Here is a 21,062-nt window from a genome sequence, read left to right on the forward strand (position 1 = left end):
TGAGAATTGAATGAAAGCACTACTTCAACGGGTTCGCCACGCGAAGGTCGAGGTTGATCAGCACTGTGTTGGTGAAATTAGTCAGGGAATATTGTTGTTTCTCGGGCTGGAAAAACACGACAGTGAAACCGAGCTGGAAAAGTTATTGGAAAGGGTACTGAATTACCGCATTTTTTCCGATGAGCAGGGGCGTATGAATTTGTCGCTGCGCGACATTGATGGCGGGCTGTTGGTGGTTTCCCAGTTTACCCTCGCTGCACAAACCAGTAAGGGGCGGCGCCCCGGATTTTCAACGGCCGCGGAACCCGAGCATGCTCGCCAGCTTTACGATCATGCCCTGGCGTGGCTTTCTCCTCGCCAGGCAAAACTGGCAAGCGGAGAATTTGGCGCGGATATGCAGATCTCTCTGCTCAATGACGGGCCGGTGACTTTTCTACTGGAATCGTAACGTTATCCCACTCCCGACAGATTTATGGCGACGCGGTTCCCGCGTTTTTGCCGTTTTTTGCGTCTGTGTCAACTTCTTCACAAAGCCGGTTTTTTCGGTGAACTCAGTAATATGAGCTCGTCTAAAAGGCATCTATTGGCAAAAAAAGGATGTCTTATGAAGCGCATTACACCGACTCTAATGGTTCCCGCGGGCTTTCTTGCACTGGCGGTCAGCTCACCACTGATGGCAAAGGAATTTAGCTACAGTTATGCGGAATTAGGGGTGGCTGATATTGAGGTGGATGATCGCGATGGCGACTACCTTTATGGTGGCGGCTCGCTGGCCTTGGATCGCAATGTATTTATTCGCGCGTCAGTGGGTAATCTGGATTTTGATCCCGGTGAGGCCGATGTGGTGAGCCTCGGTGTGGGCCACCCGATGCGGATTTCTGAGCGCAGCGACTTAGTATTGGCGCTGGACTATAGCTATACCGATCCCGACCGGGGTGACAACGACATTGATACCTTGGCAGCGAGTGTGCAATCACGCACCTGGCTGACCAATAATATAGAGGGTAATCTCAGTGCGGGTTATGCCCACGCAGATTACGATAAGGGTGATGATAGCGGCGCTGTGCTCGGTGCTGGTGTGCGACTCTACGTGACGCCGCTGGTCTCTGTGGCAGCGGAGCTGAATCGCAGCTTTGTTGGCGACCTGGATACAGACAGCTTTGGCATTAGTGGCCGCGTGCAGTTTTAACTGCGGCGGCAGCAAAAAAACGGCGCAGGGAGCGCCGTTTTTTTTGCACGCTTCAGAGGGTTTTTGGGCTCAGTCGTTTAGCAAAAAACTGGCTGATGTCATGGGCGATAAAAAACAGGATTGGCACTAAAAATAATGTGACCGCCGTGGCAAACAATATACCGAAGCCAACGGAAGTGGCCATTGGTTTGATGAATTGCGCCTGTATTGATGTTTCCAGCTGAATGGGCAGTAGCCCCAAAAAAGTGGTCAGTGAGGTCAGTATCACCGCGCGAAAGCGCATCTGTCCGGCTTCGACCACGGCTTTGAGTTTTTCCTCCCCCTCGGAAACCTTCTGGTTGATGAAGTCCACCAGAACCAGCGAGTCATTCACCACCACCCCGGCGAGCGCAACCACACCGATAATAGACAGCATGCTCAGATCATTGCCGGTGAGCCAGTGTCCAATAATGGCGCCTGCCACTGAAAAGGGAATTGCCGACATGATATACAGCGGCTGGATATAGGACTTCAGCGGAATGGCCAGTGCGGCAAAAATCAGCAGTAATACCAGCGCCCCCATCACCTGCAGTTCGCGAGTGTCTTTTTGCTGCTCTTCCACCTGGCCGGTGTAGTAATAGCTAACCGCAGGGAATTGTTTCAGTAGTGTGGGCATTACGTCCCGATCGAGCTTGGCGACCACCGCATCGGGTTCAATGGTGGCTTTGTCGATGCCTGTTTGGATATTGACCACGCGCTTTCTGTCGACCCGTTTGATGCTGGAAATGCCGGAGGAATATTGCGCTTCGGCCACTTCACTGAAGGGTACCCGCTCACCACTAGGCAGCTTGATCCACAATTGCTCCAGGGTTTCCAGCGTGTTGCGCTCGGCGAGTGGCAATCTCGCGTAGACTCGCACTTCGTGACGGCCGCGTTGGAAACGCTGAATTTCAGCGCCAAAGAAGGCTTGGCGCACTTGGCGGGCAATTTCAGCCTGGCCGAGGCCCAGCAATTCGCCGGCGGGTTTAATGCGAATATCCACCTCCGGTGCGCCGGCGCCAAAGGTATCGCGGATATCGAATACGCCGCTTATTTGCTGAAGCTCCGCTTTGAGCCACTGTGCGGCGCGCTGCAGTTCAGCGAGGTCGTCAGACTCTAACGCGACGTCGAGGTCGACGCCTTCGCCAGGGCCCGCTTTCGCATCGAAGCTCAGCTGTTTAATACCGGGGAGCGGGCCGATCGCTTCTCGCCACCACTGGGCGAGAATAACGGAATCGATTTGCCGTTGTTCCGAGGGGACGAGGGACGCCCAAATTCTTGCCTGGTCGTCGGAGCTGCTCAGGGTTTCAATATTGCTAATGGCGTCGACATCTTCACCAGTACGTTCGCGGTAGCGCTCATTGACGGTCGTCGCCGCCGCCTCGATTTTCAGTGCGTAGTCATGAGTGAGCTGGTAGGGCGCGCTGGGCGGCAGTCGCAGGCTAATTACGATCTGGTCTGAGGGAACATCGGGGAAGAACACCATGCGGACAATGCCAGCGGGTACCAGGCTGAGAACGACGATAAAGCCGGCCACAAATACAGCGAGGCTGACATAGCGATACGCAAGCAAGGTTTGCAACGCTGGGCGATAAATATTGTACACAAACGCTTTTAGCTGGCGGTCAAAGCCGTTTTGCAGGGCGGCGATGGGGCCGGTGGATTTTTTATCCAGTTTGATATGACGAAGGTGGGCGGGCAGGATCAGCTTGGTTTCTATCAGAGAAAAAATCAGGCAGAAGATCACGACCACCGCGATATTGGAGCCAAAGCGGCCGATGTGCGAGGTCATTGTCAGCATTGGGGTGAAGGCGATAATAGTCGTAAGCACGCCAAAAATTGTCGCTGTCGAGACGCGTTTTACCCCGTGAATAATGCTGTCTAAGCCTTGCTGTTCTCTCTCCAGATAGCTGTAGGCACTCTCGCCGGTAACAATGGCATCGTCCACCACAATGCCCAGCACCAGCAAAAAACCGAATAGCGACATCAGGTTTATCGAGTAGTCGAAAAAGCCAAGGTTCATTACCATCATGGCGCCAAGAAAGCTGAATGGCACGCCGATTAACACCCAAAATGCCATGCTCAGGCGTAAAAATAGCGCCAGTGCCAATAGAACTAAAATGCCCCCTTGCAGCGCATTTTTGAGTAGTAGGTCGATTCGGCCTTTGAGGATACGCGAGTTATCGAACCAGACATTGAGGCTGACGCCATCGGGTAATTCCAGTTGCTTCTGGGCGGCGTAGTCTTTGACTAACTGGCTGACATCGAGGGTGCTCTGGCGGCCGACGGTGAAGATTGTGAGCCGCGCGCCGTTGGCGCCATTCAGTCGGCTGAGAATAGGCTGCTCGCTGAAACCATCGCGCACATTGGCAATATCGCCTAGCAGCAAACGGGTGCCGTCCGGGCGGGTGAGTAGCGGAATGCGGCGATATTCATCGCCACTGTAGGCCTGACCTTGTGAGCGAAGAGTAATCGTACCGCTGTCGGTGCGAACATTGCCGCCGGGTAAGTTTTCGGATCGACTGCGAATGAGCGTTACCACTTGGTCGAAGCTCAGGCCGTACTGGCGAAGTGTGCTGTCGGAGAGCTCGATGGCCACCTCGTAATCGCGTACACCGACGAGTTCAATCTGGGTAATCTCGCCAGTGGCCAGCAGGTCGTCGCGCACGTCGTCCGCAAGGGCTTTGAGTTGATGCTCGCTAAGTTTTTCGCCAGCGATACTCAGGTTGATGGTGTGATTCTTGGCCAGTATTTCTTCAATGATGGGTTTTTCGGCATTGGCGGGAAACGACGTGATGGCGTTAACGCGGGAGGTGACATCGTTGAGCACCGGCGCCATATCGGTCTTGGGCTGCATTTGCACTAGCACTGTGGCGACATTCTCATTGGCTTCGGCAATGATGTCGTCGACGTCTTCCATATCCTGCAGGGCTTCTTCAATTTTGATCAGAATGCCCTCCTCTACCTCGCTGGGGGAGCTGCCAGGGTAGGGAACAGTGATACGGATCATCTCCAGTGGGATCGTGGGGAAGACCTCTTTGCGCAAATCTAACAGGGAGACCAGCCCGGCGAGCATCACCACGGCCATTAACAGATTGGCGGCGACAGGATTGCGGGCCATCCAGCCAATGGCGCCACTGCGGCGATCATAGGGGGTCATAGCGACTCGACTCTAACTTTCATGCCCTCGGTCATAATGTCGAGGCGGCTGAGTACCAGCTGGTCGCCGATGTTTATGTCTCCTCTTACCACGGCGTATTGGGCATTCTTTTGCAGTAGGGTTACCGCCACGCTCTGCAATTGCTGCTGTGGGTCGAGGCGGTAAACGAAGCGGTTTTCAAAAACCGCGCTCGCGGGAATGCGAAACGCGTCGTCAAATTCAACGCCGTGAATGTCGGCGCGAACAAACTGACCGATGCGCAACGCCGGCTTGGTTGCGTAGGGGGCATCCAGCACTGCCACGGCATAGGCGACCCGAGTCGCGTCGTCCAATTGTTGATTGAGGCGACCGAGGCGCGCTTGCCAGCGACCGGTTTGTTGGTCGATGGCATGGAGCGTAACGCTGGCGCCATCGACTGCCTCCAGCATCTCTAACTCGGCGTGGCTAATCGGCAGGGGAATCTCTACTTGGTCGACCGCTTGAAAGCTGGCGAGGACACTGCCGGGAGCCACATACTGCCCGAGAGCCACTTGTTTGATACTGACCAGCGCTTCCATCGGCAGCGAGATTTCTGTCCGCGAAAGGTCGACATTGGCCTTGCGGATTTGCGCTTTGGCGGCGGCAATCTGGGCGCGCGCCCGTCGAATTTGCGGGTGGCGAGGGTTGCGGGTTTCAAAGCGGCTGCGGGTGTCTGCCAGGGCTAGCTCGGCATCGCGCAGGGCGAGTAGCGCCTGGGCTTCTGCCAGTTTGTATTGGCTGCGGTCTACTCTGGCGATGGGGGTATCGGCAGCGATAATGGCGCCGACCTCCAGCGCAGGGTTCACCCAGGTGATTCTGCCGGCGACGTCACTGGTTAATTGCAAGGTGGTTTTTGCTCTCACCGTGCCGTGCGAGCCAAGGGTCATCGCGGCCCCTTGGCGCTCGATGGTGTGCACCTGCACAAGCGGTTGCTCGTCCACGCGGGGTTGGGATGCAAGCTCTGGCCGGCTGCTGATAAGCACCTTGGCCAGTAGCAGTGCGCCGATAACGATTAACGGTGGTAGTACGAACTTGAGGCGTTTTCTTAACACGGTAATCGCGATCCCTGAAATTGCTGCCTATAAAGGTGTTATTCCCAGCCAGAGTTAATTTGAGGTGGCCGGGCTGTTGTTGCCGCCATCGCGCTGTTGGAAGCGCTGTTTCTTTCTATATGGGAATACGTCGGCGACATAACCGTTGCGAATCTTGTCCTGCAGCTCGCGCCAGTAATCGGGGTCGTAGAGGTCGCTGTGCAACTCGTCAAATACCTTCTTGGCGCGCTGATTCCCTGAGAAGAACAGGCGAAACTCTTCCGGGAACACATCCTCGGGTTTGACCTCATACCAGGGGTGAGTGGCCATGGCCTGCTCCTCTGTTTTGGGCTCTGGCAGGCGGCGGAAGTTACAGTCGGTCAGCGGACAAATTTCGTCGTAGTCATAGAACACCACGCGTCCGTGGCGGGTAACACCAAAGTTTTTAAGCAGCATATCGCCGGGGAAAATATTCCCCGCGGCGAGCTGTTTAATGGCGCTGCCGTATTCGTCCATCACGCTGTAAAGCTGCTCTTCGTTGCAGTCTTTCAGGTAGAGGTTGAGAGGAATCATTTTCCGCTCAATATAGACGTGCTTGAGTATCAACACATTGCCGTGCTCCTCGACCAACGAGGGAGCCTCTTTGTAGAGCTCGGCCATGAGCTCGTCGGAGAAACGGCGGCGGTCAAAGGCCAGGTTGTTAAACTCCTGGGTGTCGGCCATGCGGCCGCCGCGGTCCCAGCGTTTTACCAGGCTGTAGCATTTCCTAACGTGTTCCCGGCTCATCTCTTTAGGGGGCGTGAACTTGTCTTTGATAACTTTGTACACGTACCCGAAGTCTGGCCGGGTGAATACCAGCATCACCATGCCCTTGATCCCGGGGGCGATCACGTAGGGATCTTCGCTGTTTAACGTATCGTTGACGGCAAAGCGGTAAAACTCGGTTTTACCGTGCTTTTGCATACCGATTGCGTTGTAGAGTTCAAACACCTCTTTGTGCGGCATGAGGCGTCGTAAAAATGCAACGTATTCCGAAGGAATCGAGGCGTCGACCATGAAGTAGCTGCGGCTGAAGCTGAAAAGAATTGAGAGGTCGTCAGGCTCGTGCAACAGGGTGTCGACGAAGAGCGAACCGTCATCGGAGTGCAGGATCGGCAGCACGAAGGGCTTGCTGAAATTGCCGCTGTAGGCGCGCCCAACCAAATACGCCGCTTTGTTGCGAAAGAATAGTGACTCCAGGGTCTCGACCCAGATCTCCCCAGTGCCTTCGGGGATGCGGGGCACCAGGTCTTGGTTGACGACGTTCATGACAAATTGAATGTCGCGCTGCTGGTCTTCCCAGGGAATATTGAACTCACAATCGTCCAACATTTGTTTGACGATGGCGGCGCCATTATCGCCGTTGAACTTGTAGCGCCGGAGAATAGAGTCGCTGTCGATTGGGCCTCGGTGTCCTGCCGGTGTGGTGGCAAAGGTGTGTTGATCCCGAATTTTTTCGTGCTCGAAGACGTAGCAGTAAATGGAGTTAAAGAAGGATTGTGCAATCTCGTAATTGTCGTGATTCTGAATTAGCTCGGCGTATTCTTGCTTGGCGACTTCCCAGTGCTCGCGGTCCTGCACGCTGCCGCCGGTAATGGTGTGGGCGGCTTCGGCGACAATGACCCGTTTTTGCTTCCAGAGGTTGAGGCGCGCGCGCATCGCCTCTTGAGAGCCGTGCCAATCGGCGGCTTCAAAACGGGCTTGGGCGCCGAGGGTGATATTTTTAAATTCGGCGAAAAACGCATCGAAGCCATTGAGAATGGCCATCGCGAGTCGGCGGGTAACAGCGGTCATTGCTGGTAGTGTCCTGTCACGTAGGAGGGTATAGCTAAGAGTCTGCCCGACTTTCGCAGAAAAGCGAAGTCGGACAGTGGGGGCTGCGATGTTTGCGCTTACAGGAAGCAGTCCGCCATTACTTCACGGGCTTCAGCCTGCTGGCAGTTGAGGATCATTGTGCCGACTTCGCCGCGTTGATTCGCTGCTTTCCAATCTTGGGCGCGCTCGCGAATGCGGGCTTCTGGGCCAACCAGCGCGACCTCGTCGACAAGTTCGTTGGGCACCGCTTCGCGGGCTTCATCCTTCTTGCCGGCCAGGTAGAGGTCCTGCACTTTTTCTGCCGCGTCGCCGTAGCCCATACGGGTGGCGTAGTCAGTGTAGAAGTTCTTGCCCTTGGCGCCCATACCGCCAATATATAGCGCGAGGAAGTCTTTAATGAAGTGGCGACAGCCATCGAGGTTGTCGTCCATGATAACGCCGACAAAGGGGGCGACATCGAAGTCGGCCTTGCTGCGGCCACTCTTCTCCAGGCCCTTGTTGATCGCCGGCTCAAGCACGGAATATTTGTCTGGGCTCATCCACACCGGGAATACGCCGTCGGCGACTTCGGCCGAGGCGGCTACCCCGGCGGGAGTGATGGACGCCGTGTAAATGGGGATGCTGGGGTCGCCGTGCAAAATTGACTTAAGCGCTTTGCCCAGGCCGGTGGTGCCTTCGCCTTTGTTGGGAATCTGGTACATCTTGCCGTCAAACTCCAGCGGGCCTTTGCGCTCGAAAATCTGCTTCATAATTTTGATGTACTCGCGGGTGCGGGTGACGGGCTTGCCGTAGGGCACGCCGTGCCAGCCTTCCACCACCTGCGGTCCCGATGCACCCAGGCCGACGATAAAGCGGCCATCGGACAGGGAGTCCAGGCTCATTGCCGTCATCGCCGCCATGGCGGGGCTGCGAGCAGGCATCTGCATAATGGCAGTACCCACCTTAATTTTTTCGGTTTGTGCAAGTATCCAGGCGGCCGGGCTAACGGCATCAGAACCATAGGCTTCAGCTGTCCACACTGAGTCGAAGCCCAGGGCTTCGGCGTGTTTAATGTCATCCATTGGCAGCGTTAATTTCGCGCCTGAGTAGCCCAGTAGTAGTCCCAGTTTCATTGCTGTTCCCCTTATTATTTTAGCGGGGCCCTGCGCCCCCTTGAAGCGGTTAGCTTACCAGCGCTTTGCTGGAGAAGATAACGCCGGTTTCATCGGCATAGGCATAGTCGCCCGGTGCGATATCGATAGCGCCAAAGTGTAGGGCGACATTGAGTTGCCCCTCGTTGCGCTTCTCGGTTTTACGCGGCACGCTGCCCAGTGCCAATATGCCTAGCTCCATCGGGGCGATCTCTTCCACATCGCGCAGGTAGCCGTAGATGATAATACCGCTCCAACCATTTTTGACCGCGGCGCCAGCAAGGTTGTCTCCAAGCAGTGAACGTCGCACTGAGCCGCCGCCATCAACGACCAATACGCGGCCTTCGCCAGGTTGTTTAACTTGCTCGGCAACCAGGGAGTTGTCTTCAAAGCACTTAATGGTGACAACTTGGCCGCCGAAATTGTGAGCCGCGCCGTAGTGGCGCAGCGGCAGTTCAAGAACGCGTACGTCGTCGCCGAATTCGTCGCAGAGATCGGGTGTAGAGATGGGCATGATTTTCCTCCGGGGGCTCAACGCGGCAGTGTTGGCGCTGAGCATAAAATAAATGATTCGGTTTGGGCCTTAGTCTGTGACTACAGCGAGGCACGATGCACTAATATCTGCATCGTAATAGGCCATGCCCAATTTATTTAGGTACTCCAAGCGGTCAGCTTTCATTAGGTCTATTTCGGGCGCGTCGAAATTGTTAGCTTGGTAAATACCTGCCAGATAAGCCATAAATTGCTCGCCCTCTTCGACTAATAATAAGCTGGCGGCGCCTACATCGGGTTTCACTTTGGCGTTCAGTGCTTCGGGAAGTGTTACCGCAAGTACAACTGGTTGCTCCTCTCCCTGAAACCTTACGAGGCGATTTCTCACGGTTTGCTCGGCCCAGTAAAAAGCCAATTCCTTGCTCTGGGTTAAGAAGACCGGCTCAATGGATTCGGAATAGCTATTGCCGATAGTGGCCATGGTTTCTTTGGCCGCTTGCTTCAGTGCCTTGTCGCCTGAGCGTTTTAAGCCCTGCTCCATGATGGCGTCAACCAGCGCCGAAGAGGTGCCGTGATACCACGTGCTGCTGGTGGTAAAGCCCTTTTCGCTTAATAAAGCCCTGGCATCTTTAAGAAAATCTGGTGCGTCAGTCATAGTAGAAGTTACACAGTCGGTTTGAGTTGGAAAGCATGTAGAAGTTTAGGGAAGCTTTGCACAGCTTAGCAATATCTCTGCGGGCCCTAAAAGGTCTGCGATTATCTTATTTAGCTAATTCTGCCCACAAAAAAGGCGACGCCTTTTTAAGGTGTCGCCTTTCGATTCGCAAGTGCGCTGTGCCCCGCGTGTTGCTAATTGCCGGGCACGTCGCCTAACGCGTGTTCAGATTTAGCTGAACTGGTTAGAGGTGTTTTTCGCACCACCTGCTTTCAGTGCCATTTCACCTGCGTAGTACTCTTTGTGATCGTCGCCCAGGTCAGAACCGGCCATGTTTTGGTGCTTAACACAGGCGATACCCTGACGGATCTCTTTACGCTGAACGCCTTCAACGTAACCCAGCATTGCTTTGTCACCGAAGTACTCTTTCGCCAGGTTGTCTACAGACAGTGCTGTAGTGTGGTAAGTCGGCAGAGTGATCAGGTGGTGGAATACGTTCGCTTCACGGGCAGTGTCTGCCTGGAAGGTGCGTACTCGTGCATCAGCTGCAGCAGACAGTTCAGAGTCGTCGTACTCAGCAGACATCAGGTTGTCACGGTCGTAAGCAGAAACGTCTTTACCTTCAGCCGCCCACGCATCGTAAGTCTGCTGACGGAAGTTCAGTGTCCAGTTGAACGAAGGTGAGTTGTTGTAAACCAGTTTCGCATCGGGGTGAACCTTGCGAATCTCGTCCATCATGCCTTTGATTTCGTGAACAGTCGGTACTGCAGTTTCGATCCACAGCAGGTCAGCGCCAGCGTTGATCGCTTCGATGCAGTCAAATACGCAACGCTCGTGGCCAGTGCCCTGACGGAACTGGTACAGACCTGAAGGCAGACGCTTAGGACGAACCAGCTTGCCGTTGCGGCTGATCAGTACATCGCCTTCAGCAGTGTCTTCTGGGGCAACTTCTTCACAATCCAGGAAGGAGTTGTAAATGTCACCTTGGTCGCCTGGCTCGCGAACAACAGCGATCTCTTTAGTCAGGCCAGCACCTTCAGAGTCTGTACGTGCAACGATAACACCGTCATCAACACCCAGCTCAAGGAAAGCGTAACGCAGCGCGCGCAGCTTAGCGTGGAAGTCAGCGTGAGGTACGGTTACTTTACCGTCCTGGTGACCACACTGCTTCTCATCGGCAACCTGGTTTTCGATCTGCAGGCAGCATGCACCGGCTTCGATCATTTGCTTGGCCATCAGGTAAGTCGCTTCAGCGTTACCAAAACCGGCATCGATGTCGGCAACGATGGGTACAACGTGAGTTTCGTGGTTGTCGATTTTGCTTTGGATTTCAGCTTCTTTAGCGCTGTCGCCAGCTTCGCGTGCTGCGTCCAGCTCGCGGAACAAGCCACCCAGCTCACGTGCGTCAGCTTGGCGCAGGAAGGTGTACAGCTCTCTTACCAGGTCGGCAACAACGGTTTTCTCGTGCATAGACTGGTCAGGCAGAGGGCCAAAGCTAGAGCGCAGTGCAGCAACCATCCAGCCAGACAGGTAGAGGTAGCGGCGCTCAGTTGAGCCGAAGTGCTTTTTGATAGAGATCAGCTTTTGCTGACCAACAAAACCGTGCCAGCAGCCCAGAGACTGAGTGTACTTGGTTTTGTCTTTGTCGAACTCGGCCATGTCGCGACGCATGATGCCAGCAGTGTACTTGGCAATGTCCAGGCCGGTTTTGAATTTGTTCTGAGCACGCATGCGCGCGGCAGATTCGGGGTTGATAGCATCCCATGGGCTACCGGCTTGCTCTTTAAGTCCGGCGATGGATTGGATGTCTGCTTCTAACGATGACATATGCGGTCCCTTTTCATTGCGGTGGGTGGTTTAACGCAGGCTAGTGTACTCGCGGCCTATAAATTTTTCTAATTTATAGATTCTATATTCGGTATTTTCGGTGGGAATATTGCTGGGGGGGTGTGCTGCTTCGCTTATGTTAAGCGATTTCTATTTTAATAAATTGCTGCGGGGCCTGCTGCCCGTCCACCATTTAATAAATGAATAACAAGCATAATGTGGATATATTTGTGAAATTATTGGCGGGTAGCTAGGATGTCCTCCTAAGCCGTTATCTCTGACTTGCATGTGTTAGCTGTTAACATTCATGCTTCTTATATAAAGGGCGGTTTACAGACTCACCGACGCTAGAAGGAGTGGCAGATGTCAGCGCAGCAAATCAACCGGGTAGAACACAGTGGTCTTCAGATTGCCGAGGTCTTGTACCGTCTGGTGAATGAGCAAGTTGCCCCGGGTACCGGCATCGAGCCCGACGCATTCTGGTCTGCACTGGCCGAGATTGTCGCTGATCTGGCGCCAAAGAACAAAGCTCTGTTGGCCAAGCGGGACGAGATTCAGGCCAAGATCGACGATTACCACCGCGCCAACCCGGGTAAGCCGGATATGGCGGCGTATAAAGCGTTCCTGGAGGAGCTGGGTTATCTGCTGCCCGAGCCCGCTGATTTTACCATTACCACCGAAAACGTCGATCAAGAAATTGCCGAACTGGCTGGCCCTCAACTGGTAGTGCCGGTGATGAATGCCCGGTTTGGTCTGAATGCTGCCAACGCCCGTTGGGGTAGCCTGTACGACGCTCTGTACGGCACCGATGTGATTTCTGAAGAGGGTGGTGCCGAGCGCGCTGGCGCTTACAACCCGGTTCGCGGTGATAAGGTTGTCGCCTATGCCAAGGCCTTCCTCGACAAGCATGTTGCTCTGGCTGAAGGCAGTCACGCCGATGCCACGGCATACAAAGTAGAAAATGGCAGTCTGGTAGTTAGCCTGGCGAATGGCGCCAATACCGGTCTGCAAGCGCCGGAGAAATTTGCCGGTTATATCGGCGATGCCGCTGCGCCCAGCAATATCCTGTTGGTTAACAACGGCCTGCATATTGATATTCAGATTGACGGCAGCCACCCGATTGGCAAAACCGATGCCGCTCAGGTGAAAGATGTTTGCCTGGAATCTGCCCTGACCACCATTCAGGACTGTGAAGACTCAGTTGCTGCGGTAGACGCTGAAGACAAGTGTGTGGCCTACAGCAACTGGCTCGGCCTGATGAAGGGCAACCTCAGCGAAACCTTTAGCAAAGGTGGCAAAGAGCAGACTCGTCGCATGGCTGAAGACCGCGTGTTCACCGCGCCCAATGGCGGTGAAAAAGTGCTGCACGGCCGCAGCCTGCTGCTGGTGCGTAACGTCGGTCACCTGATGACCAATAACGCGATTATCGATGCACAGGGCAACGAAATCCCTGAAGGCATTATGGACGCCATGGTTACCGTACTGGCGGCGATGCACGACTTGAAAAAGACCGGCAGCCTGAGCAACTCGCGCACCGGCAGTGTTTACATCGTTAAGCCTAAAATGCACGGCCCCGAAGAAGTGGCTTTTGCCGCCGAGCTGTTTGGCCGCGTTGAAGACGCTCTGGGTCTGGCTCGCAATACCCTGAAAATAGGCATTATGGATGAGGAGCGCCGTACCACGGTTAACCTTAAAGCCTGTATTGCTGCCGCCAGTGAGCGCGTGATCTTTATCAATACCGGCTTTTTGGATCGCACCGGCGATGAAATTCACACCAGCATGGAAGCCGGCGCTTTTGTCCGCAAGGCTGACATGAAACAACAGGCTTGGATCAACGCCTACGAAGACTGGAACGTCGATATCGGTCTGGCCTGCGGCCTCAGTGGCAAGGCGCAAATCGGTAAGGGCATGTGGGCCATGCCAGACGAAATGGCGCAGATGATGGAAGCCAAAATCGGCCACCCCAAAGCTGGCGCCAACTGTGCCTGGGTACCGTCGCCCACGGCAGCTACCCTGCACGTAATGCACTACCATGAAGTGAATGTGCGCAGCCAGCAAGAGCAGTTGGCGGACCGTCAGCGCGCCGCTTTGGAAGATATTTTGACCATCCCAGTCGCCGAAAACACCGACTGGAGCGCCGAAGAAATTCAGAACGAGCTGGATAACAATGCCCAGGGTATTCTCGGCTATGTTGTTCGCTGGATCGATCAGGGCGTGGGCTGCTCTAAAGTGCCAGACATCAACGATGTGGGCCTGATGGAAGACCGCGCGACACTGCGTATTTCCAGTCAGCACATCGCCAACTGGTTGCGCCACGGCATCTGCAGTGAAGAGCAGGTAATGGAAACTATGCAGCGGATGGCGGCAGTTGTTGATCGCCAGAATGCCGGCGATGCAAGCTACCGCAATATGGCGCCGAACTTCGACGATAGTGTGGCTTTCCAGGCCGCTTGTGAGCTGGTTTTTGAAGGTGTCAAACAGCCCAGTGGCTACACAGAACCAGTATTGCACCGCCGCCGTATTGAATACAAAGCGAAGTACGGCGCTTAAGGACTCCGGTCCACAACGATTTCCTGTCAGTGAGGCTTGGCCCGGTTCTACCGGGCCTTTTTTTTGCCTGCTTTCTATGTGCTTTGCTGGCGAAGTGGCGAAAAACTGCCCATAATCACCCCGTATTATATTGAGTAGCGGAGTCATCAGTCTCATGAATTTATCGCGTATCGACCTGAACCTGCTGGTTTACCTGGACGTGCTTCTGCGCGAGAAAAATGTCACGCGAGCGGCGGAGCAGTTGGGAATTACCCAGCCAGCCCTGAGTAACGGTTTGCGGCGCTTACGTGACCTGTTTAATGACCCGCTTTTAGTGCGCACCAGTGAGGGGATGACGCCGACAGAGCGCGCGCTGGAGCTGCAGCCGCAGGTAAGGAATATTCTGTCCTCAGTAGAACAGGCGGTGCTGCCCGTATCAGACTTTGAAGTGACAGAGAGCACGCGGGTGTTCCGGGTTATGGCCAGTGACTACGCCGAGTCGACCTTGTTGACGAGGCTCTTGTTCAAGCTCCGCGACGAGGCACCTAATATTACACTGGATATCCTGACGCCCTCCGATGTGACCTTCCAGGACCTTGAGCAAGGCAAGATCGATATGGCGGTCAACCGTTTCGACCGTTTGCCGCAATCCTTCCATCAGGCTACCGTCTGGCGCGACAGTTTTTCCTGCCTGATGAGCAGCGAGAATAAGGCGCTGGAGAACTTTGATATGGATGCCTTTCTTGCTGCGCCGCATATCTGGGTAAGCAAGACCGGTATGGGGGTTGGCCGTGGCATGAGCCACAGAGACAGTCAGCGCTTGGGCTGGGTGGATGAGGCACTGGCCGAAGTGGGGCACGAACGTCAGATTCGCGTTTTCACGCGCCACTATCAAGTGGCTGCTTTGCTGGCGAGGCACCCCGACCTGATCGCTACCCTGCCTACCCAGGTCGCCAAGTTGTACGCCGAAGATCCACGGCTGGCAGTTCGCAAGCCGCCATTTATGATTATTCCCATCGAGCTGAAACTGGCTTGGAGTCCGCTCCTGCAGCATGACCCCGGCCACATTTGGTTGCGCCGCCGCATCGTTGATATGGGCCAGGAAATGATCGAGCACGGCTAGCGAGATTTACTTATATAGCCGCCCGCCGGCACTGCGTACACTGCAGTTTTTATCTGTAGGGCATCCGGGGTGCACCAGTTGAGTTTTGGTCGCGTTCGACCAGTCGGCAATATTGTCGAACTCTGTATTGACGAGGGGCGTGAATTGTCGCTCCAGTCCCTCACTGAATTTCGCACGTGGATAGGCGCGCATATGCCCCCGCGGTTTGCGGTGTTGGTCACGGGTTCTTTAGATTTCTCGCTGGGCTTTGAAGCGCAGGCCGACTTGGGAAATGTTGCGGGCTTACAGGCTATCGCCATCGTTCGGCAATTCCCGCGCAGTGACTTGGTTTTCGATGTTATTCGTCGTCTGCCGCGCGATCACGTACTGAAACTAGAGCTATTTCCCTCGCGCGACAGCGCTTGCAAGTGGCTTAGAGAACACTTGGCCGTGACCCATTAATCGGACAAATATTCCCCAAACCCTGGCCTGAACCGCCGCTTCGCGTGACCTCGTCGGCTAAAGCTGTCATGCTTGCCGCCTCATTTTAACGGGAGGTTCCCATGAATATTGCCAACGATTGCGTGGTGGCATTTCACTACACCCTCACCGACGACAACGGTGTGGAACTCGATTCATCAAAAGGTCAGGATCCCCTGGCGTATCTGCATGGCCATGGCGGCATTATCCCCGGCCTTGAGCGCGAGCTGGAAGGTAAAGCCGCGGGTGATGAATTGAAAGTGACTGTTCAGCCAGGCGACGCCTATGGCGAGCTCAACCCCGAGCTGATTCAAGCTGTGCCCCGCGAGGCTTTCCAGGGTGTAGAGCAGATCGAGGTGGGTATGCAGTTCCAGGCGCAGGGCGCTGGTGGTCAAGTGCAGATGGTCGTTGTAAAAGCGGTTGATGACGAGAATGTCACGGTCGACGCCAACCATCCACTGGCAGGCCAAACACTTCACTTCGAAGTCAGCATTGCCGACGTGCGTCAGGCAAGCGAAGAGGAAATTGCTCACGGTCACGTGCACTGATTGAGCGGTTTGACGGGCCGGTAGCCATCGGCCTGTCCCCCCCTGCGTTCCCCACATTCGTATTTCCCCCCCCCGTGTTTCACCCTGTTGCCGTTGCTGGCAAGAAACCTGCTTGTTTACCTTGAGCGGCCGCTTTTATTGGTGGCTATTATGCTTATAAGAATTCAAGGAGAAGCATTGAGTGTCTCAATTAGAACTTGGTATCGCAGCGTTTTTGCAGCGTGAGTCGTTGCCGGCCAGGTATTCCCAGCAAATCCATGAGTATTTTCTGCCCTTTATTCAGGGGTATCTGGCAGCCCCGGCCGAGGGTGTTCGCGTGCTGGGTATTCACGGCGCGCAAGGCAGTGGTAAATCCACGTTAACGGCCTTTTATCAATGGTATTTGAGTGAGTGTTGTGGCCTTAGCGTGGCGGCTATCTCTTTGGATGACTTCTACCTCTCCCCTGAACAGCGCGAACAATTAGCGCAGCAGGTTCACCCCTTACTCGCTACCCGAGGCGTGCCTGGCACGCACGATGTTGCCTTGGCTCGTCGCACCTTGTCCGCGCTCAGGGCAGGCCAGGCGTGCTCGTTGCCGCGATTTGATAAAGCGCGGGATCGCGCCTTTCCCTCAGTCGAATGGCCTCAGGTGAGTGGTGTCGATGTAGTGATTTTCGAAGGCTGGTGCCTGGGAGTGCCCCCTCAGCGGGATGCCGAATTACGTGACCCAATTAATGCCCTAGAGCATGGCGAAGATGCCTCGGGAAACTGGCGCCGCTGGGTGAATGGGCAGTTGCAAGCGGTTTATCAACCGCTGTTTGCTGAGCTCGATTATTTACTGATGCTGCAGGCGCCGAGCTTTGACTGTGTGGCACACTGGCGCAGTGAACAGGAAAAAAAGCTAATGGCTCGGCGAGCGAATGACCTCAACGCACAGTTTATGAGCGCCGCCCAGATACATCGGTTTATCAGCCATTACGAGCGCTTAACGCGCCATGCCATTGCCGTGCTGCCGGCGCAGGCCGATGCCTGCATGGTGCTCGACGCTCAGCGCCGAGTGCGTGCATTACATTATCGGGAGACGGATTCTTGAAGCCCAGCGTTGTGTTTACCGACTTAGATGGCAGCCTACTCGACCACGACAGCTACTCGTTTGCGGCGGCCGCGCAAGCGCTGGCATTGCTGGCGTTGCGCAACATTCCGTGGATATTGAACAGCAGCAAAACGGCCGCCGAGATGTCAGTGCTCCGCCGACAGCTGAACAATCGTTATCCCTACATTGTTGAGAATGGCGCGGCGGTGATTTACCCAGAGAATGGGCCAGAGGGCTTGCGCGAGTGTCGCTGGGGGCGGGTAAAGCAGTTGGCCCGCTGTCGAGAGGACTTTCTTCCTCGCTTGCACCAGTGGCGAGCGGAGGAGGGGTTTCGCTTTCGCGGCTTTGCGGATATGACTGCACCAGAATTGTGCGACGAAACCGGGTTGACCCAAAATGAAGCAGAGTCGGCTTTGCAGCGGGAATATTCCGAGCCGATTGTCTGGCAGGGCGACAACGCGAGCTGGCAGCGCTTTGAACAACGGTTAACGGCGGAGGGGCTCCGAGCTCAGCGTGGCGGACGATTTATTCATATCAGCGACCACTGCGACAAGGGGCAGGCCATGCTCTGGCTGGCGCCTCGCCTGGTCGAGTGCTGCCAGGCCCCTCGCACCATTGCCTTGGGTGACGGCGGGAATGATGTGCCCATGCTCGCGCTGGCGGATGAGGCGGTGTTGATTCGCTCCCATGCCAATGCGCCACCGCCGGTTCCCGCGCCGAGGGGGCGCCTACAATTAACCGATGCTGTTGGCCCTGAGGGGTGGAATAGCGCTGTATTAGCGCTGTTGGGCGACAGCGCTAGAAACGGCACGGAAAATGCCTAGTAATGTATAGGTAATCGGGCGTCTGGTCGCCACCTCGACAATGCTATGGCAGCGAGGCGGCATGCACAGACGGACAATAACGACAGGGAAACCCCATGGCAGATTTTTATCAAAACGGCATCATCACCACATTGCATAATCTGGTTGATCGCCCCATTGAAGCCCTTGAGACAGAGCTCAGCCAATTCGCGCAACATCGGCCGATGGCGCTGGTGTTGCCATCGCTGTTCTCCGAGCTTGAGGGGCCGGCACTGGCGAATATCATTGATGAAATCGCCAAAGTGCCCTACATCAACGAGGTGGTGATCGGCTTAGACCAAGCGGATGAAGCGCAGTACCGCCACGCCTTGGCCTTTTTCAACCGCCTTCCTCAGCGTCACAGAGTGTTATGGAATGATGGTCCGCGCCTGCGCGCCCTGGATGCCAAACTGCAAGGGCGCGGGCTGGCGCCGCTCGAGGCGGGCAAGGGGCGAAACGTTTGGTATTGCCTCGGCTACATATTGGCGTCGGGCGACAGTGAGGCGATCGCGCTGCATGACTGCGATATTTTGACCTATGATCGACGCCTGCTTGCACAGCTGTTTTATCCGGTTGCCAACCCCGCTTTCAACTACGAGTTTTGCAAGGGTTTCTATGCGCGGGTTGCCGACGGCAGGATGAATGGCCGGGTTAGTCGCTTGTTGGTGACCCCCTTGATTCGCTCACTCAAAAAGATTTTTGGTGATCTCGATTACTTGGAGTATTTGGATAGCTATCGCTACCCCTTGTCCGGTGAATTCTCCATGCGACGAGACGTGCTCAATGACCTGCGTATCCCCAGCGACTGGGGGCTGGAGATCGGCGTACTGTCGGAGATGTACCGCAATTACTCGACGAACCGTCTCTGTCAGGCAGACATCGCGGATGCCTACGATCACAAGCATCAATCACTGTCTGCCGATAACGACGCCGGTGGCTTGTCGAAAATGTCTATCGACATATCCAAGGCGATTTTTCGCAAGTTGGCGACTACCGGCGTGGTGTTTAACAGCGAGACCTTCCGCTCCATCAAAGCAACGTATTTTCGCGTGGCCTTGGACTTTGTTGAGAGCTATCGCAATGACGCCGTGATGAATGGTCTGGACCTGGATCTTCACCGAGAGGAAGAGGCGGTGGAGTTGTTTGCCGGCAATATTGTTAAAGCGGGCAATGATTTTCTCGACAACCCGATGGAGACGCCCTTCATTCCCAGCTGGAACCGCGTGTGTAGCGCTGAGCCCCGACTTCCCGGCGAATTGCTGGCGGCGGTGGACGCTGATATGGCCGAGTACAGCCAATGACAGGTAGCGACGCCCAGCAGCACTTGAAAGACAAGCTCTATGCGCATGTTGAGCATATCTACCCCGCTGAAAATGCTGACAAGCTCGTAGAAAAAATGATTGCGCTGATGGACCTCAATCAGCGCTGTTTTATGCCTGAGCCACACAAGAACCTGTGGGACGAGCGCGACTGTTTAATGATTGCCTACGGCGATTCGCTGCTCAAAGAGGGGGAATGGCCGCTGCATACCTTGCACGACTTCTTGCGCAGCGAATGCCGTGGGGTGATCAGTGGTGTGCATATCTTGCCGTTCTATCCCTGGAGTTCTGATGACGGCTTTTCGGTTATCAACTACGTTGAGGTGAATCCGGCGCTGGGTGAGTGGCAGGACGTGAGCGCCATTGCTCGCGACTTCGATCTAATGGCTGACTTGGTCGTCAATCATTGCTCCAGCCGCAGTCAGTGGTTTGAAAATTACAAGCAGCGCCGCCACCCGGGAAAGGACTACTTCGTAGAGGGTGACCCGCAATGGGACCTGTCTGCGGTGGTTAGGCCGCGAACCAGCGATTTGCTGGCGGAGGTGCAAACGCTCGACGGTAAGCGCCATGTCTGGTGCACCTTCAGCCACGACCAGGTTGACCTCAATTTCCGCAACCCCGAGGTGCTGCTGGAGTTTGTGCGCATTATTCGGCACTACCTGGATCAGGGGGTAAAAATTTTTCGTCTCGATGCGGTTGCCTTTCTGTGGAAGGAGGTCGGTGGCAGCTGCCTAAATTTGAGTCAGACCCACGAAATTGTCAGGCTGTTTCGCAGCTTGGTTGAGCACGCCGCGCCAGATGCCATTCTGATTACCGAGACGAATATCCCGCTGCGAGAAAATTTGGCCTACTTCGGCAACGCCAATGAGGCGCATCTGGTATACAACTTCTCATTGCCGCCACTGCTGCTCAATGCGCTGGTCAGCGGTGACAGCGCCGCGCTGACTAACTGGATGATGGGAATGCCAGCGGCGCAGGACGGTACCAGTTACTTCAACTTTATTGCCTCTCACGACGGCATTGGTTTGCGCCCGGCCGAGGGCTTGTTGAGCGATGCCGAAATTGATGACCTGGTGGCGCTGATGCAGCGCAGCGGTGGCCGGGTGTCGTGGCGCGCCTTGGGTAGTGGTGCCAGTCGCCCCTACGAGATTAACATTAGCTTGTTCGATGCGATGCGCCAGCGCCAGGGCGCGGGCGAGGATGGCTTCCAAGAGGCGCGTTTTCTCTGCGCTCACGCTTTGATGCTGGCCCTGCAGGGCATACCCGCGTTTTATATTCACAGCCTATTGGCGACGCCTAACGATGAGCAGCGCGTAGCGCATAGCAACCACAACCGCGCGATTAATCGTCACCAGTGGCAGGCTGACGAGCTCGCCAGCGCGCTGGCGGAGGGCGGTCATCACCGGCGGATATTCGATACCCTTAAAGCGATGATTCGTCGGCGCGCTCAGCAGCCGGCGTTTCACCCCAATGCCGCCCAGTACCCGCTTCACTTGGGCAGCGCCCTGTTTGGCCTGCGCCGAGAGAGCGTTGTTGAAGGCGCAGAGCAAACCCTGCTGGCAATCTACAACCTCAGTGCGGACACGCAGCGACTGCCCCTTGCCGAGCTGAATCTCGATGCTGGCTTGCGCTGGCGGGAATTGCTCAGCGGCGCGGAGATTGGCGCCGAGCGCGGCGATCTAATGCTGCCGCCCTATGCCTACTGCTGGCTGGCGGCTGACGCCGAGTAAGGGCGGCCGGCCGCTAGGCGCACGAACTGTTCTTGTATTGACCCCCAATGTTACTCAACCGTTTCG

17 protein-coding genes are annotated in these 21,062 nt (G+C 55.5%); 10 read left to right on the plus strand and 7 right to left on the minus strand.

All coding sequences use genetic code 11. The features are described 5' to 3' along the window. Positions 1-10: 10 nt before the first annotated feature. The gene (gene dtd, locus ABNS66_RS04345) at positions 11-448 is read left to right on the plus strand and encodes a D-aminoacyl-tRNA deacylase (protein WP_286837096.1); all 438 of its coding nucleotides are present in this window, start codon (positions 11-13) and stop codon (positions 446-448) included. A gap of 156 nt (positions 449-604) precedes the next feature. Continuing rightward, positions 605-1,189 (plus strand): outer membrane beta-barrel protein, encoded by a 585-nt coding sequence (locus ABNS66_RS04350; RefSeq protein ID WP_286837094.1) that lies wholly within the window; start codon positions 605-607, stop codon positions 1,187-1,189. 52 nt (positions 1,190-1,241) lie between these two features. On the opposite strand, the gene ABNS66_RS04355 is transcribed toward ABNS66_RS04350, so the two are convergent. The 7 genes from ABNS66_RS04355 to ABNS66_RS04385 form a co-directional block, all read right to left on the minus strand. Further along, complete coding sequence (locus tag ABNS66_RS04355; RefSeq protein WP_286837091.1) at positions 1,242-4,367, minus strand: efflux RND transporter permease subunit; 3,126 nt, start codon at positions 4,365-4,367, stop codon at positions 1,242-1,244. Then, positions 4,364-5,437, minus strand: coding sequence for an efflux RND transporter periplasmic adaptor subunit (locus ABNS66_RS04360; RefSeq protein ID WP_286837089.1), 1,074 nt, complete (start codon positions 5,435-5,437; stop codon positions 4,364-4,366). Before ABNS66_RS04360 ends, ABNS66_RS04355 begins: the two co-directional genes overlap by 4 nt. A 54-nt stretch (positions 5,438-5,491) precedes the next feature. Then, positions 5,492-7,249, minus strand: coding sequence for a bifunctional isocitrate dehydrogenase kinase/phosphatase (gene aceK / locus ABNS66_RS04365; protein ID WP_204997370.1), 1,758 nt, complete (start codon positions 7,247-7,249; stop codon positions 5,492-5,494). 98 nt (positions 7,250-7,347) lie between these two features. Beyond that, a complete protein-coding gene (locus ABNS66_RS04370) occupies positions 7,348-8,382 on the minus strand; it encodes an LLM class F420-dependent oxidoreductase (RefSeq protein ID WP_204997371.1) in 1,035 nt (344 codons plus the stop codon). Positions 8,383-8,431: 49 nt separating this feature from the next. After that, the gene (gene rraA, locus ABNS66_RS04375; protein ID WP_348655211.1) at positions 8,432-8,914 is read right to left on the minus strand and encodes a ribonuclease E activity regulator RraA; all 483 of its coding nucleotides are present in this window, start codon (positions 8,912-8,914) and stop codon (positions 8,432-8,434) included. A gap of 69 nt (positions 8,915-8,983) precedes the next feature. Beyond that, on the minus strand, positions 8,984-9,547 hold the full coding sequence (locus ABNS66_RS04380; protein ID WP_348655212.1) for a hypothetical protein: 564 nt from the start codon (positions 9,545-9,547) through the stop codon (positions 8,984-8,986). Between the two features lie 231 nt (positions 9,548-9,778). Next, positions 9,779-11,374 (minus strand): isocitrate lyase, encoded by a 1,596-nt coding sequence (locus ABNS66_RS04385; protein ID WP_204997374.1) that lies wholly within the window; start codon positions 11,372-11,374, stop codon positions 9,779-9,781. A 363-nt stretch (positions 11,375-11,737) separates the two neighbouring features. Between ABNS66_RS04385 and ABNS66_RS04390 the strand changes: the two genes are divergently transcribed. From ABNS66_RS04390 to ABNS66_RS04425, 8 genes are all read left to right on the plus strand, one after another. Then, complete coding sequence (locus ABNS66_RS04390) at positions 11,738-13,924, plus strand: malate synthase G (RefSeq protein ID WP_289083696.1); 2,187 nt, start codon at positions 11,738-11,740, stop codon at positions 13,922-13,924. 154 nt (positions 13,925-14,078) lie between these two features. Continuing rightward, a complete protein-coding gene (locus ABNS66_RS04395) occupies positions 14,079-15,026 on the plus strand; it encodes a LysR family transcriptional regulator (RefSeq protein WP_204997376.1) in 948 nt (315 codons plus the stop codon). 192 nt (positions 15,027-15,218) lie between these two features. Then, positions 15,219-15,467 (plus strand): hypothetical protein, encoded by a 249-nt coding sequence (locus tag ABNS66_RS04400; RefSeq protein ID WP_348655213.1) that lies wholly within the window; start codon positions 15,219-15,221, stop codon positions 15,465-15,467. 101 nt (positions 15,468-15,568) lie between these two features. Continuing rightward, the gene (locus ABNS66_RS04405; protein ID WP_348655214.1) at positions 15,569-16,033 is read left to right on the plus strand and encodes a peptidylprolyl isomerase; all 465 of its coding nucleotides are present in this window, start codon (positions 15,569-15,571) and stop codon (positions 16,031-16,033) included. A gap of 181 nt (positions 16,034-16,214) precedes the next feature. Beyond that, on the plus strand, positions 16,215-17,105 hold the full coding sequence (locus ABNS66_RS04410; protein WP_348655215.1) for a phosphoribulokinase: 891 nt from the start codon (positions 16,215-16,217) through the stop codon (positions 17,103-17,105). Beyond that, positions 17,102-17,929, plus strand: coding sequence for an HAD-IIB family hydrolase (locus ABNS66_RS04415; RefSeq protein ID WP_348655216.1), 828 nt, complete (start codon positions 17,102-17,104; stop codon positions 17,927-17,929). The genes ABNS66_RS04410 and ABNS66_RS04415 overlap by 4 nt, the downstream gene beginning before the upstream one ends. A gap of 95 nt (positions 17,930-18,024) precedes the next feature. Further along, entirely contained in the window at positions 18,025-19,248 is a 1,224-nt protein-coding gene (locus tag ABNS66_RS04420; RefSeq protein WP_286696228.1) for a glycosyl transferase, read from the plus strand. Further along, positions 19,245-20,996 carry an alpha-amylase family glycosyl hydrolase gene (locus ABNS66_RS04425; RefSeq protein WP_204997381.1) on the plus strand — a complete coding sequence of 584 codons (1,752 nt, stop codon included), beginning with the start codon at positions 19,245-19,247 and terminating at the stop codon, positions 20,994-20,996. Before ABNS66_RS04420 ends, ABNS66_RS04425 begins: the two co-directional genes overlap by 4 nt. Positions 20,997-21,062: the final 66 nt, after the last annotated feature.

The sequence above is a fragment of the uncultured Spongiibacter sp. genome (genome assembly GCF_964011655.1).
GTDB classification, from domain to species: Bacteria; Pseudomonadota; Gammaproteobacteria; order Pseudomonadales; family Spongiibacteraceae; genus Spongiibacter; species Spongiibacter marinus.

Bases quoted from the DNA above. Each gene is read 5' to 3' on its own strand.
- ABNS66_RS04395 (WP_204997376.1), top strand. From the start codon at position 14,079: ATGAATTTATCGCGTATCGACCTGAACCTGCTGGTTTACCTGGACGTG.
- ABNS66_RS04380 (WP_348655212.1), bottom strand. From the start codon at position 9,547: ATGACTGACGCACCAGATTTTCTTAAAGATGCCAGGGCTTTATTAAGC.
- dtd (WP_286837096.1), top strand. From the start codon at position 11: ATGAAAGCACTACTTCAACGGGTTCGCCACGCGAAGGTCGAGGTTGAT.
- ABNS66_RS04350 (WP_286837094.1), top strand. From the start codon at position 605: ATGAAGCGCATTACACCGACTCTAATGGTTCCCGCGGGCTTTCTTGCA.
- ABNS66_RS04385 (WP_204997374.1), bottom strand. From the start codon at position 11,374: ATGTCATCGTTAGAAGCAGACATCCAATCCATCGCCGGACTTAAAGAG.
- rraA (WP_348655211.1), bottom strand. From the start codon at position 8,914: ATGCCCATCTCTACACCCGATCTCTGCGACGAATTCGGCGACGACGTA.
- ABNS66_RS04420 (WP_286696228.1), top strand. From the start codon at position 18,025: ATGGCAGATTTTTATCAAAACGGCATCATCACCACATTGCATAATCTG.
- ABNS66_RS04400 (WP_348655213.1), top strand. From the start codon at position 15,219: ATGCCCCCGCGGTTTGCGGTGTTGGTCACGGGTTCTTTAGATTTCTCG.
- ABNS66_RS04355 (WP_286837091.1), bottom strand. From the start codon at position 4,367: ATGACCCCCTATGATCGCCGCAGTGGCGCCATTGGCTGGATGGCCCGC.
- ABNS66_RS04390 (WP_289083696.1), top strand. From the start codon at position 11,738: ATGTCAGCGCAGCAAATCAACCGGGTAGAACACAGTGGTCTTCAGATT.
- aceK (WP_204997370.1), bottom strand. From the start codon at position 7,249: ATGACCGCTGTTACCCGCCGACTCGCGATGGCCATTCTCAATGGCTTC.
- ABNS66_RS04370 (WP_204997371.1), bottom strand. From the start codon at position 8,382: ATGAAACTGGGACTACTACTGGGCTACTCAGGCGCGAAATTAACGCTG.
- ABNS66_RS04425 (WP_204997381.1), top strand. From the start codon at position 19,245: ATGACAGGTAGCGACGCCCAGCAGCACTTGAAAGACAAGCTCTATGCG.
- ABNS66_RS04405 (WP_348655214.1), top strand. From the start codon at position 15,569: ATGAATATTGCCAACGATTGCGTGGTGGCATTTCACTACACCCTCACC.